This is a genomic window from Ancylobacter sp. 3268 (assembly GCF_031456575.1).
Lineage (GTDB): Bacteria > Pseudomonadota > Alphaproteobacteria > Rhizobiales > Xanthobacteraceae > Ancylobacter.
Map to the genome: position 1 here is coordinate 76,568 of NZ_JAVDUX010000004.1, position 13,345 is coordinate 89,912.

At 69.7% G+C, this 13,345-nt stretch carries 12 protein-coding genes; 6 read left to right on the forward strand and 6 right to left on the reverse strand.

From position 1 onward, the window contains the following. Positions 1 to 244: 244 nt before the first annotated feature. The 4 genes from J2X65_RS06680 to J2X65_RS06695 all read right to left on the reverse strand — a co-directional run bounded on the left by J2X65_RS06680 (position 245) and on the right by J2X65_RS06695 (position 4,482). On the reverse strand, positions 245 to 1,855 hold the full coding sequence (locus J2X65_RS06680) for a L,D-transpeptidase family protein (protein ID WP_310199564.1): 1,611 nt from the start codon (positions 1,853 to 1,855) through the stop codon (positions 245 to 247). Positions 1,856 to 2,063: 208 nt separating this feature from the next. After that, positions 2,064 to 3,017, reverse strand: coding sequence for an acetyl-CoA carboxylase carboxyltransferase subunit alpha (locus J2X65_RS06685; RefSeq protein WP_310199566.1), 954 nt, complete (start codon positions 3,015 to 3,017; stop codon positions 2,064 to 2,066). A gap of 262 nt (positions 3,018 to 3,279) precedes the next feature. Further along, positions 3,280 to 4,305 carry a tyrosine recombinase gene (locus J2X65_RS06690; RefSeq protein WP_310199568.1) on the reverse strand — a complete coding sequence of 342 codons (1,026 nt, stop codon included), beginning with the start codon at positions 4,303 to 4,305 and terminating at the stop codon, positions 3,280 to 3,282. Positions 4,306 to 4,338: 33 nt separating this feature from the next. After that, the gene (locus J2X65_RS06695; RefSeq protein ID WP_310199570.1) at positions 4,339 to 4,482 is read right to left on the reverse strand and encodes a hypothetical protein; all 144 of its coding nucleotides are present in this window, start codon (positions 4,480 to 4,482) and stop codon (positions 4,339 to 4,341) included. A gap of 173 nt (positions 4,483 to 4,655) precedes the next feature. Between J2X65_RS06695 and J2X65_RS06700 the strand changes: the two genes are divergently transcribed. From J2X65_RS06700 to J2X65_RS06710, 3 genes are all read left to right on the forward strand, one after another. Next, entirely contained in the window at positions 4,656 to 5,249 is a 594-nt protein-coding gene (locus tag J2X65_RS06700; RefSeq protein WP_310199572.1) for a shikimate kinase, read from the forward strand. Continuing rightward, on the forward strand, positions 5,246 to 6,382 hold the full coding sequence (gene aroB / locus J2X65_RS06705) for a 3-dehydroquinate synthase (RefSeq protein ID WP_310199574.1): 1,137 nt from the start codon (positions 5,246 to 5,248) through the stop codon (positions 6,380 to 6,382). The genes J2X65_RS06700 and aroB overlap by 4 nt, the downstream gene beginning before the upstream one ends. A gap of 311 nt (positions 6,383 to 6,693) precedes the next feature. Then, a complete protein-coding gene (locus J2X65_RS06710; protein WP_404977682.1) occupies positions 6,694 to 7,962 on the forward strand; it encodes an HlyC/CorC family transporter in 1,269 nt (422 codons plus the stop codon). 101 nt (positions 7,963 to 8,063) lie between these two features. Here J2X65_RS06710 and J2X65_RS06715 read toward each other — a convergent pair whose 3' ends face one another. Beyond that, positions 8,064 to 8,360, reverse strand: coding sequence for a BolA family protein (locus tag J2X65_RS06715; RefSeq protein WP_310199577.1), 297 nt, complete (start codon positions 8,358 to 8,360; stop codon positions 8,064 to 8,066). Positions 8,361 to 8,470: 110 nt separating this feature from the next. On the opposite strand from J2X65_RS06715, the gene J2X65_RS06720 reads away from it, so the two are divergent. From J2X65_RS06720 to cobT, 3 genes are all read left to right on the forward strand, one after another. Next, positions 8,471 to 9,091: a J domain-containing protein gene (locus tag J2X65_RS06720; protein WP_310199579.1), complete on the forward strand. Its 621-nt coding sequence runs from the start codon at positions 8,471 to 8,473 to the stop codon at positions 9,089 to 9,091. A 52-nt stretch (positions 9,092 to 9,143) separates the two neighbouring features. Continuing rightward, positions 9,144 to 10,130 (forward strand): cobaltochelatase subunit CobS, encoded by a 987-nt coding sequence (gene cobS / locus J2X65_RS06725; RefSeq protein WP_310199581.1) that lies wholly within the window; start codon positions 9,144 to 9,146, stop codon positions 10,128 to 10,130. Between the two features lie 186 nt (positions 10,131 to 10,316). Further along, on the forward strand, positions 10,317 to 12,275 hold the full coding sequence (gene cobT, locus J2X65_RS06730; RefSeq protein ID WP_310199583.1) for a cobaltochelatase subunit CobT: 1,959 nt from the start codon (positions 10,317 to 10,319) through the stop codon (positions 12,273 to 12,275). A gap of 16 nt (positions 12,276 to 12,291) precedes the next feature. Here the strand turns inward: cobT and J2X65_RS06735 are convergent, their stop codons facing one another. Beyond that, complete coding sequence (locus J2X65_RS06735) at positions 12,292 to 13,203, reverse strand: SAM-dependent methyltransferase (protein ID WP_310199585.1); 912 nt, start codon at positions 13,201 to 13,203, stop codon at positions 12,292 to 12,294. Positions 13,204 to 13,345 lie beyond the last annotated feature (142 nt).

Consider the following 13,345-nt stretch of genomic DNA (forward strand, 5'->3'; position numbering starts at 1 on the left):
AAAGGCAGGCCGAGATCTCCGCATGCCATGTCGCGAGGCGGCGGGCCCGGCGGGGCCGCTGGTCCTCCCGCCGCGAGGTCGAGAACGGGGCGGTCAGCAGCCTCGCAGGCGCCTTGCCGTCAGCTTCCGGCAAAGCCAGCCGCCCGCCACACGGGATGTGGCCTCGGACAACCATCGACGAAAAAGGCGCCCGGCCGGTTTGGCGGGCGCCTTTTTCTTGATGGGTCCCGCACGACGAGAGGAACTATTGAATCGCCGCGGATGACGAGGAGAACGTTCCCGTCGACAGGATCGAGGCCCCCGGAAGCGCGCCAGTCGCCGATGCCGGTGCGGCGGCGGCAATCGGCATCGGGGCACTGACCGACGCATTCGCCGCAGCCACCGGCGCCACACCCATGGGTGCGCGGCTCGCCTGCGGCTGCGGCGCAGCGGCAGGAGCGGCGGCGCGCGGCGCCGGCGGACGCACCGGCGGCACCGGCACATCGGCGGGAGCGGCAGCAGAAGCGGCCGGCGCGGGAGCCGGCTCGGCGCTCTTGCCGGTCAGCCAGCTGCTGAGGGCGGAAAGGCCCGAAGGCGCCGGCGACGCGGCGGCAGGCGTCCCGGCGGGCGCCGGCGAGGCTGCCGGCTCGGCAGGCGTCTCGCTGCGGCCGAGAAGGCGGTTCACGCTGGCAAGCAGCCCGCTCGAAGCGCCGCCCTGGTCGAGGGACGCCACCTGAGCCGTCGGCGCCGGGGCGGGACGCCCGAACAGCGACATCTCGCTGGTGGAAGCCAGCTGCGGGGCAAGGCCGGCGGGCGCATCGGCGGGGCGCGGCTCCGGCAACGGGACATCGGCCGCCATCGGCACCTGCTCGGCGGTGGCCAGCGCGATGCTGTCGGCCGGCGCCGGCTCGTTGGTGGCGACGCCGTAATCCGAGCCCGGCGGCTTCACCACTGCCGGCAGCGAACCCGGCGCCTTGGCCTGCGGGTTGGCCAGCTTGGCGAGGAACACCTTGTTCATGCCGCCATCCTTGCCGGTCTTCACCGGCGCGGCGGGCACGGAGGCGGACGCGATCCTCTGCGAATCCGTGGCCTTGCGCGCCGCGATCGCCTCGCCGAGCCCATCCGGCTGGGTGAATTCCGGGCACGGCGCGTTGGGATCGAAGCGGGCGTTCGGGTCTGCCGGCGTGGCGTTGAACACATAGCGCCGGCCGCAGACATCCACCTTGGGCAGCTGCCGCGTCACCTCGAAGGTGTCGCTGCCCTCCTTCAGCATGCGCCAGAAGGCAAGGTTCGGGTTGTTGCGGTGGCGGGCGAGGTTGTCCGCCGTCATGCGGAAGGGATAGGCCTGCACCTGGAAGGCGCGCTGCCCGCCCTGGAAGCTTTCGCGGCCGAGCGCGAAGATCTCCTGGATCTGCTCGTCGGTCATGGCATAGCAGCCGGCCGAGGAGCAGTCGCCATGCACCATCAGATGCGCGCCGGTGCGGCCCCAGGCACGGTCATAGGCGTTGGGAAAGCCGAGATTGAAGGAGAGGTAGTAGCTGGAGTTCGGGTTCATCTGGCCCGGGGTGATGGTGTAGAAACCCTCCGGCGCCTGCCGGTCACCCTCCTTCACCTTCGGGCCGAGCTCGCCGGACCAGCGGCAGATCGGGTAGGTCTTCAGGAGCGCATACTCGCCCGAAGTGGTTTCCTTCCACACTTCGAGCTCGGATTCCTCCTTGTAGATGCGCACCACGATGGGGCTGTCCTTCGACATGCCCTTCTCGCTGATGAGGGCGAGCGTCTGCGGACTCAGCGCCTTCATCGCCTTGGCGTTGACGGACGGGCCGCCGTCGCCGGTGCAGCCGGCAAGCGCCAGCGCCGCCGCGCCTGCGAGCATGAGCGCCCGTAAGCGCGCGCCCGCTGAAAGATATGCGGGCCGTGAAGAAGCCGATGGGCTCAACGCGAAACTCCCCGTCAATCCCGGTCCGTCATTCCCGGTCACCAAGACGCGACAGCCTAGAGGGTTATCCTTGCCAGACAGTTACCGCAAGAGCCCGGCCGGGATGCACTCCCCCTCCCCCTTCTTCCGCACGGCGCCACCGGCGCTAGAGGGTGCGGCCGATGGCGAGGAACTTCTCGCGCCGCGCCTTGCGCAGCGCCGCCGGGTCGAGCCCGTCGAGGTCGTGCAGCGCCGATTCGATGGCGTCGCCCGCCCCGTCCATCGCCTTTTCCGGGTTGCGATGGGCGCCGCCCGCCGGCTCGGGGATGATCTGGTCGACGATGTGGAACTTCTGCAGGTCCTGGGCGGTGATCTTCATGTTGGTCGCCGCCTCCTGCGCCTTGGCTGTGTCGCGCCACAGGATCGAGGCGGCGCCTTCCGGCGAGATCACGCTGTAGATGGCGTGCTCCAGCATCAGCACCCGGTTGGTGGTGGCGATGGCGATGGCGCCGCCGGAGCCGCCCTCGCCGATGATCACCGCCACGTTCGGCACGCCGAGCGACAGGCAGACATCGGTGGAACGGGCGATCGCCTCGGCCTGGCCGCGCTCCTCGGCGTCGAGGCCGGGAAACGCACCGGCGGTGTCGACCAGCGAGATCACCGGCAGCTGGAAGCGGTCGGCCATCTCCATCAGGCGCACCGCCTTGCGGTAGCCTTCCGGCCGCGCCATGCCGAAATTGTGCTTGATGCGGGTCTCGGTGGTGGAGCCCTTCTCATGGCCGAGCAGCATCACCGCCCGGCCGCGGAAGCGCGCCGGCCCGCCGATGATCGCCTCGTCCTCGCCGAACAGCCGGTCGCCGGCCAGCGGGGTGAACTCCTCGAACAGATAGGAGGCGTAGTCGAGGAAGTGCGGGCGCAGCGGATGGCGCGCCACCGAGGTCTTCTGCCAGGGGCTGAGATTGGCGTAGAGCTGGAACAGCGCCTCGTTCGCCTTGGCCTCCAGCCGCGCGATGTCGTCGCCGATGGCGACGGCGTCGCCCTGCGCGGACATGGCGCGCAATTCCTCCAGCTTGGCCTCGAGCTCGGCCACGGGCTTCTCAAAATCGAGGTAACTGCGCATCGCTGATCGGCAAATCCGGCTGTGGTGAAGGAGGCCGCCCGGTCGGACGGCCCACGATTGCGCGCGGAAGCTGCCCCGAGAGGGTGGCGACGTCAAGGCAAGGTGCCGCCCGCGCCCGCGCAAAGCCGCCCGCGCCGCCGATTCCGCGTCATTCCGCCTCGCCGGCGGGGCGGAATCCGCGCGGCGGCGGCGCCTTGTTGTGGCCGCAGGAGCCCGAACGCGCCGACGCCGCTCCCCTCGCTGAGATTCCCCGGTGCCGCGGCTACTCCGCCTCGCCATCGGCGAGCGGGTGCAGGTCGCGCACCAGGCTCTTCAGCCGGTCGTCGAGCACATGGGTGTAGATCTGGGTGGTCGAGATGTCGGAATGGCCGAGCAGCGTCTGCACCATGCGCAGTTCCGCGCCGTGGGCGAGCAGGTGGCTGGCGAAGGCGTGGCGCATCACGTGCGGGGAGAGCTTGGCGGCGTCGATGCCGGCAGCGGCCGCCAGGTCCTTCAGGTCGAGCGCCACCTGCTGGCGAGTGACATGGCCGCTGGCGGCGGAGGATGGAAACAGCCAGCGCGCTTCTTCCTTCGCGCCCGCCGGCCCCGGCTCGCCGGTTCCGTTCTCCTTGCCCCCCCTGGCTTTCCTGGCCGTCCCGCCCTTTTCCGCAGGTTCCTTTTCCCTGCCTGCCCGCGCCGCGGCAAGCGCGGCGCGATAGGTCGCCATGGCGGCGCGGGCCGGCTCGCCCAGCGGCACCAGCCGCTCCTTGTTGCCCTTGCCGCGCACGATGATGGCGTCGCCCTTGGCCCGCGCCGCCGCCGCGGGCAGCGCCGCCAGCTCGGAGACGCGCAGACCGGTGGCATAGAGCAGTTCGACGAAACAGGCGACCCGCGCCCGCCGCGCCGCTTCCGCCGGCGAGGCCGACGCCGCGGTCGCACGCTCATGCGCGGTCTCGATCAGCCGCGTCACCTCGGCAAGGCTCAGCACCTTCGGCAGTGGCCGGCCGCGCTTGGGGCCTTCCAGCACCGCGGCGGGATCGTCGCCGCGGTAGCCCTCGACATAGAGGAAGCGGTGGAACTGACGCAGCGCCGACAGCCGCCGCGCCACGGTAGCCCCCTTCAGCCCGCGTCGGGTCAGCTCGGCGAGATAGGCGCGGATATCCGGCGTGCCGCACCCGGCGGCCTTGTCCTGGCCGCCGAGGAACTCGGCATAGTCGTCCAGATCGCGCTGGTAGGCGGCGAGCGTATTGGCGCTCGCCCCGCGCTCGGCGGCGAGCATGTCGAGGAACAGCGCGACCGGACGGCCCATCGGCACACCCTTTGTTTGGCGAAACGCCGCCGTCTATTTGGCGAAACGCTCCTGCGGCACCGGCACGCTCATTTCGCGCTTCTGCGGCTCGACGAGAGTGGCGAGCGACCACATGATCCCATAGGCGATCCCGCCGAGGACGGCGAGCACCACGAGAAGACGGATCAGGCTCGGCATAGGCTCTGGCGCCTCCGGGCAGGCGGACGAATCGGAACGGCGGATCGCCGGCCATGCTAGTGCGTTTCCGCGGTGGGACGAAAGTCCGCCCCGTGACCGGCCGGCCTCCGGCCTTTGCCGCGCGATTGCATCGCAAGGTGCCGGATGCTAGGTCGCGCGGCGAGAGGGACTGCATGACCACCACGCCCGGCGACACCAAGGCGGACGCGCTGCGCGCGCATCTCGGCGTGCGCTCGATCGTGCTCGTCGGCATGATGGGCGCCGGCAAGTCCTCGGTCGGCAAGCGCCTCGCCAAGCGTCTCGGCCTGCCGTTCTCCGATGCCGACATCGAAATCGAGCAGGCCGCCGGCATGACCATACCGGAGATCTTCGCCCATCACGGCGAACCGGCCTTCCGAGACGGCGAGAAGCGCGTCATCGCCCGGTTGTTGGAGGCCGGGCCGATGGTGCTCGCCACCGGCGGCGGAGCCTGGATGAACGCCGAGACCCGCGAAATGGTGGCGCGCCACGGCGTCTCCGTCTGGCTCAAGGCGGAGCTCGACGTGCTGATGCGCCGCGTGCGCCGTCGCGACGATCGCCCGCTGCTCAAGACCGCCGACCCCGAGGGCACGCTGGCCGGCCTCATGGAACAGCGCTATCCGGTCTATGCCGGCGCGCATGTCACCGTGGTCTCGCACGACGTGCCGCAGGACATAATGGTCGAGACGGTGATCGACGCGCTGATGCAGCATCTGGGCGCGCCCAGCTCGACGGGAGAACACACGTGACCGCTGCCGCCCCTCTCGACCGCCCCGACGCCACCCGCCTGACCGTCGGCCTCGGGGCGCGCAGCTACGACATCGTCATCGGCGCCGGCCTCATCGCCGAAGCCGGCGCGCGCATCGCCGCGCTCCGCCCCGGCGCGCGGGTCGGCATCGTCAGCGACGCCAATGTCGCCGAGCGCCACCTCGCCGCCGTCGAGGACAGCCTGAAGGCGGCCGGTCTCGTTCCCGCCACCGTCATCATCCCGCCGGGCGAGAAGTCGAAGAGCTTCGCCATCTTTGAGGAGGTGGTCGACGCCCTCATCGCCGCCCGTATCGAGCGGCGCGACCTGGTGCTGGCGCTGGGCGGCGGCGTGGTCGGCGATCTCGCCGGCTTCGCGGCGGCGGCGCTCCGGCGCGGCGTCGATTTCGTGCAGCTGCCGACCAGCCTGCTGGCACAGGTGGATTCCTCGGTGGGCGGCAAGACCGGTATCAATTCGCGCCATGGCAAGAACCTCGTCGGCGCCTTCCACCAGCCGATCCTGGTGCTGGCCGATGCCGATGCGCTCAACACCCTGCCGCTACGCGAATTCCGTGCCGGCTACGCCGAAGTCGCCAAATACGGCCTGATCGACAACGCGCCCTTCTTCGCCTGGCTGGAGCGCAAATGGCAGGAAGTCTTCGCCGGCGGGCCGGCCCGCACCGAGGCGATCGCCACCAGCTGCGCCTCCAAGGCGGCGGTGGTGGCCCGCGACGAGTTCGAGACCGGCGACCGCGCTTTGCTCAATCTCGGCCACACCTTCGGCCATGCGCTGGAGGCCGGCGCCGGCTTCTCCCAGCGCCTGCTGCATGGCGAGGCGGTGGCGGTGGGCATGGCCCAGGCTTTCCGCTTCTCCGCCGAGCAGGGCTTGTGTGCCGTCGAGGATGCCCGGCGCGTCGAGGCCCATCTCCACGCCGTCGGCCTGCCCACCCGCATCCGGAACATTCCCGGCGAATTGCCCGACACCGACGGACTGATGAACCTCATCGCCCAGGACAAGAAGGTCTCGCGCGGCGCGCTGACCTTCATCCTGGTACGCGGCATCGGCCGGGCCTTCGTCGCCAAGGACATCGATCCGCAAGCGATCCGCCGCTTCCTGGAAGCCGAGCGGACGGCCTAGCCGCGCCGCCGCGGCAGGGCGCGTCACGCCGGCGATGGCGGGCGGGTTGCGGTCCCGCCTCCCCCTCTTGCCCCCCGGCGCGGCCGGACGGGCCGGCCTTGATCCGAAACGTCCCGCACGGCTTTGATGCCCGGGCCAGCCCAAGTCCCGCATCCGGCGACCGATGGCAGGGGCCACCGATTCCGCCACGGCCGAGGGCTCGGGCGTCGATCGCGCCCCGGATGCGCATTATGCTTGGATGACAGCAGCCTGAGGAGGACGCCTTGATCACCAGCGATTGGCTCGCGCTCGGCGCGGTCGTCATCTGCCTGATGCTGTCCTTCTTCTTCTCGGGCAGCGAGACCGCGCTCACCGCCGCCTCCAAGGCACGCATGCACGCGCTGGAGAAGAACGGCGACGCCCGCGCCGCGCTGGTCAACCGCATGATGGCGCTGCGCGAGCGGCTCATCGGCGGCATCCTGCTCGGCAACAACCTCGTCAACATCGCCGCCTCCTCGCTGGCGACCGGCCTGCTGCTCGACTGGTTCGGCACCGCCGGCATCGCCTATGCGACCATCGGCATGACGGCGGTCATCGTCATCTTCTCCGAGGTGCTGCCGAAAACCATCGCCATCAATCACCCCGACCGCGTGGCCCTGGCGGTGGCGCGGCCGATCCGCTTCGCCGTCGGCCTGTTCGGGCCGCTCACCCTCGCCATCGAGACCCTGGTGCGCCGGCTGCTGCGCGCGATCGGCCTGGAGGTCGGCAAGACCCGCAGCGTGCTCTCCGGCGCCGAGGAGCTGCGCGGCGCCGTCGACCTGCTGCATCGCGAGGGCAGCGTGGTGAAGGACGAGCGCGACATGCTGGGCGGCCTGCTCGACCTCAACGAGCTCGAAGTGTCCGACATCATGGTCCACCGCACCAAGATCATGAGCCTCGATCTCGACGAGCCGCCGGATCAGCTGGTGCGCGAGGTGCTCGCCTCGCCCTTCACCCGCATCCCGCTGTGGCGGGACAAGCCGGACAACATCGTCGGCGTGCTGCACGTGAAGGACCTGCTGCGCGAGCTGCAACGGCTGGGCAACGACGTCGCGCGGCTGGATATTGAGAGGATCGCCGCCGAGCCGTGGTTCGTGCCGGATGTCACCACGCTCGCCGACCAGTTGAAGGCGTTCCGCCGCCGCAAGCAGCATTTCGCCCTCGTCGTCGACGAGTATGGCGAGGTGATGGGGCTGGTGACGCTGGAGGACATATTGGAGGAGATCGTCGGCGACATTGCCGACGAGCACGATGTCGCCTTCACCGGCGCCCGCCGCCACCCGGACGGCTCGGTCAATGTCGAGGGCTCCGTGGCGATCCGCGACCTCAACCGCGCCATGGGCTGGGCGCTGCCGGACGAGGAAGCCACCACGCTGGCCGGCCTGGTGATCCACGAGGCCCGCATCATCCCCGAGCCCGGCCAGGCCTTCATCTTCCACGGTTTCCGCTTCCAGATCATGCGCAAGCAGCGCAACCGCATCACGCTGATCCGCGTGGTGCCGCTGGACGCCGCCCGGCTCCCGCCGGCACCGGCGGCCCGGGTGCGGCGCGTCCAGGTCTGAGCGCCGACCGGGGCGGCCGCCATGGAAAAACCGCGCCGATCCACCATATAGCGGCGTACCGGCCCCTAGGGCCGCCCGCGCCGGACCCGTTCGCCCGGCGCCTATTCCCCGGGAGCTTTTGCCTCGATCGCCAGCGCGTGCAAACCGCCGGTCAGTTCGGCGGCGAGCAGGCCGTTGACCATGCGGTGGCGGGCGAGCCGTCCCTGCCCGGCAAAGGCGGCCGAGACGATGAGGATGCGAAGATGGGTGAGTTCGCCCGGCCGGTGTCCGCCATGGCCCTCGTGGCGGTGGCTCTCGTCGATCAATTCGAGGACGCTCGGCGACAGATCGGCCAGCGCCGCGCGCACGCGGGCGAGCCGGGCGGCGACGGCGTCGCCGGAAATGGGATCGGTGCTCATGAGCAGTGCGCTATCCGCCGCACAGTCCCGCGTCAATATCGCCGCCCAGGACGGTGACGTTCTTTTGGTTTCTTGTATACCTGCCCCCGCATCAGCATAATCGACCGATCATGAAGCTCGACTCCCCGATATTCGATCGCATCCGCGTGAAGCCGGACCGTGATCGCCGCCCGAAGGCGGAAGGCCCCGTCTGTGAATGGGCGGGGTGCTGCAACGCGTCGACGCACCGCGCGCCCAAGGGCCGGCAGCAGGAAGGCCAGTTCTGGCGCTTCTGCTTCGATCACGTGCGCGAGTACAACCAGTCCTACAATTATTTCGCCGGGATGAAGGACGACGCCGTCGCCGCCTATCAGAAGGACGCGCTGACCGGCCATCGCCCGACCTGGAAGATGGGCCAGAATGGCGGCAGCAAGGGTCGTCGGGGCGGCCCGCAGGACCACCAGCCGGAGAATTTCGCCGATCCGTTCGGCATGTTCGGCGAGATGGGCGGCGCCCACCGCCCCGATCCCGAGCCGCCGCGCGAGAGCCGGATGATCCGCAATGCCGAGCGGCGCGCCTTCGAGAGCCTCGGCCTCGAATTCAGCGCGACCACTGAGGAGATCAAGGCGCGCTTCAAGGAGCTCGTGAAAAGATTCCACCCGGATGCCAATGGCGGCGACACCTCGACGGAGGATCGCCTGCGCGACGTCATCCAGGCTTATAACCACCTCAAGAGTACCGGCTTCTGCTAGAACCCGGCCTTGGCCAGCCCAGCCCGCGGTTCGACGCGGCAACGGAGGAAGAATGACCGCCTCGCTTAACGCAGCTCCGGCGCTGCCCGACATGAAGGTCTCGGTGCGTCAGGTGTTCGGCCTCGACGTCGATCTCGAAGTGCCGGCCTATGCCGAACCCGACGAATATGTGCCGGACATCGACCCGGACTATCTGTTCGACCGCCCGACCACGCTCGCCATCCTCGCCGGCTTCGCGCATAACCGCCGCGTGATGGTCACCGGCTATCACGGCACCGGCAAGTCGAGCCATATCGAGCAGGTCGCCGCCCGCCTCAACTGGCCGTGCATCCGCGTCAACCTCGACAGCCACATCAGCCGTATCGACCTGATCGGCAAGGACGCCATCGTGGTGAAGGACGGCCTTCAGGTCACCGAGTTCCGCGACGGCATCCTGCCCTGGGCCTACCAGAACAACGTCGCGCTGGTGTTCGACGAGTACGATGCCGGCCGTCCGGACGTGATGTTCGTCATCCAGCGCGTGCTGGAGAGCGCCGGCCGCCTGACGCTGCTCGACCAGAACCGCGTCATCCGCCCGCACGGCGCCTTCCGGCTGTTCTCCACCGCCAACACCATCGGCCTCGGCGACACCACCGGCCTGTATCACGGCACCCAGCAGATCAACCAGGCGCAGATGGACCGCTGGTCCATCGTCACCACGCTGAACTATCTGGCGCATGACAAGGAGGTCGATATCGTCGCCTCCAAGGCCAAGCACTTCCAGACGACGGAAGGCCGCGACACCGTCTCGCGCATGGTGCGCCTTGCCGACCTCACCCGCCAGGCCTTCATCAATGGCGACCTGTCGACGGTGATGAGCCCGCGCACGGTGATCACCTGGGCCGAGAATGCCGAAATCTTCAAGGATCTCGGCTTCGCGTTCCGCGTGACCTTCCTCAACAAGTGCGACGAGCTGGAGCGCGCGCTGGTGGCCGAGTTCTACCAGCGCTGCTTCGGCAAGGAGCTGCCGGAATCGGCGGTGAACGTCGTCCTGTCATAGGCGCGGCGCCATCACCCGGTGGGTTCCTCCTCCCTCTCCCGTCGGGGAGAGGGAGGGGGTGAGGGTTCTTCCTGACCTCCCGATCATGTCGCCCTCGCCGACCCCGCTTCGCGGGCCACCTCTCCCGATGGGGAGGGGGAAGAAGGCCTCCAATCAGGGGCTTCCTCTCGATCCAAGGCATCCGCCATGAGCAGCTCGAACCCGTCCAACCGTCCGACCCGCACGCCGCCCAAGGAAGCCCCGACCGAACCGCTCAAGCGCGCGGTGACCGGCTGCCTGCGCGCGATCGCCGGTGACCGGGACCTGGAAGTGAGCTTCGGCACCGAGAAGCCGGGCTTCGCCGAGGGGCGGATCCGGCTGCAGGAGCCGGCGCGCCGCATGACCAAGCAGGATGCGGCGATCATGCGCGGCCACGCCGATTCCATGGCGCTGCGCCTCGCCTGCCATGATCCCAAGGTGCACAAGCGGCATACGCCGATCGGCCAGCAGGCCCGCGCCGCCTTCGACGCCGCCGAGCAGGCGCGCTGCGAATCGCTGGGCGCGCTGCGCATGGACGGGGTGGCGCTCAATCTCTCCGCCATGCTGGACGATCGCTACCAGAAAGCGAACTTCGCCCAGCTCGCCGACCGCGCCGACGCCCCGCTGGAAGACGCGGTGGCGCTGATGCTGCGCGAGCGCATGACCGGCATGGCGCCGCCGGCGGCGGCGCGCGAGATGGTCAATCTGTGGCGCGGCTTCATCGAGGAGCGCGCCGGTCTCGCGCTTGACGAGATGGTCAGCCAGGCCGGCGATCAGGCGCGTTTCGCTGAGGCGATGCGGGACCTGCTCTCCTCGCTCGGCATGGGCGAGGACGTCGCCCCCTTCGATGAGAACAACGACCCCTCCACCGACGCCGACGACCAGCGCGAGGACGATTCCGGCAAGGGCAGCGATGCCGAGCAGGATGAGAACAGCGAAGGCACCACCGAGGTCGACACCGATCTCTCCTCCGACCAGACGCCGGAGGACAGCGAGGACCAGCAGGAGCAGCCGCAATCCGAGCTCTCCGACGATGCCGAACTCGGGGAGGCGGACGAATCCTCCGAGCCCTGGCGGCCGCAGAACGCTGTGCCCGCCGAGCCGAAGCCACCGGAATACCATGCCTTCACCCCGCGCTTCGACGAAACGGTGAGCGCCGACGAGCTGTGCGACCCCGAGGAGCTCGCCCGGCTGCGCGCCTATCTCGACAAGCAGCTGTCGCATCTGCAGGGCGTGGTCGCCCGCCTCGCCAATAGGCTGCAACGCAAGCTGATGGCGCAGCAGAACCGTGGCTGGGAGTTCGATCTCGAAGAGGGCATGCTCGATCCGGCGCGGCTCCAGCGCGTGATCATCGACCCGATGCAGCCGCTGTCCTTCAAGCGCGAGCGCGACACCGATTTCCGCGACACCGTGGTGACGCTGCTGCTCGACAATTCCGGCTCCATGCGCGGCCGGCCGATCACGGTGGCCGCCGCCTGCGCCGACATTCTCGCCCGCACGCTGGAGCGCTGCGGCGTGAAGGTGGAGATCCTCGGCTTCACCACCAAGGCGTGGAAGGGCGGTCAGGCGCGCGAGAACTGGCTCACCGCCGGCAAGCCGGCGGCGCCGGGGCGGCTCAACGACCTGCGCCACATCATCTACAAGTCGGCGGACGCGCCCTGGCGCCGCGCGCGCAAGAACCTCGGCCTGATGATGCGCGAGGGCCTGCTGAAGGAGAACATCGACGGCGAGGCGCTCGACTGGGCGCATAACCGGCTGCTGGCGCGCAACGAATCCCGCCGCATCCTGATGATGATCTCCGATGGCGCGCCGGTCGATGATTCCACCCTGTCGGTGAACCCCGGCAACTACCTCGAGCGCCATCTGCGCTGGGTGATCCAGCAGATCGAGGACAAGTCGCCGGTCGAACTGATCGCCATCGGCATCGGCCATGACGTGACCCGCTACTACAAGCGCGCCGTCACCATCGTCGACGCCGAGGAGCTGGGCGGCGCCATGACCGAGAAGCTGGCCGAGCTGTTCGACGAGCGCGTTCAGCGCAAGGCCGCTACGGGCGGCAGCCGGCATGGGGCGCCCGCGGCGCCCTCCGGCCGCCCGGTGCGCCGGGCCGGCCAGTCGGTGCACTGAGAACGGCGCGAAGCGGTCAGCGCCGGACCCGCGCCCGCACCAGATGCGAGCCGGCGATGCGTCGGCCATCCATTCCCGGCGTATGCGCGGCGATCCAGTCCTCGATCGCCGCACCGTCGAGATCCTCGCTGTGCGCAAAGCCGTGCGCCTGCAGCCGCGCGGCCATCTCCTCCCGGCGGAAATGGCTGACCCAAGGCTCGCCGATCGCGGCGACCCGGCGGCGCCGCTCGGCGACGAATGCCCGCGCGGCCTCGGGAAAGTTCTCCGGAGGCTCGGTATAGTCGAACACCAGCTCGGCATCGTCGAGGCCGGCGATGAGCCGCAGCGTCGCGTCGATCGCCTCCGGCGTCAGATAGACGATGACGCCCAGCCACAGGAAGAAGCACGGCGCCGCCGCCGCGAATCCGGCCGCGCTCAGCGCCTCCATCAGAGAATCCCGCTCGAAATCGACCGGCACCAGGCGGAGGCGGTCGGGGATCGCCAGCCCCGCCGCCGTCAGCCGCGCCCGCTTGTGCGCCTGGGTCGCCGGATGATCGATTTCGAAGACCTGGAGATCGGGATAGGGATTGCGCAGCGCGAACGTATCGAACCCCGCCCCTAGCATCACCGCCTGGCGCACCCCGCGCTCGACCGCATGCGCCAGGAAGGCCTCGCCGATGCGGCTGCGCGCGGCGATGAAGCGGCGCACCCGGCGCGAATCCGGCGTTTCCGGCCGGGCGTGCAGCGCCGCGACATCCTCGCCCAGCAGGGCGATGGCGAAAGGATCGGGGAAGATCGCGCCGCCATCGCGCAGCTGATGCAGCGCGCGCAGCCGCGCGACACCCCAGGCGGTCCGGCTCGGCCCGCCTTTCATGCCGCACCGCCCGATGCCGGCGCGCGCCTCCCGCGCCGGCCCGAGGCGCACGCGCGCCATGGCCGTGCCATCCATGCGCAGCCGATCCAGGGCAGGAGGTCGGGGCTGGGGCTGGGGAAGGAGAACATGGCGGCGAAGCTACCAGCCGCCCCGCCTGCGGCGCCAGCCGTCGGCGCAGCCCTTGCACAACGCAAATCGCCTCCCATATAGGCTTCAT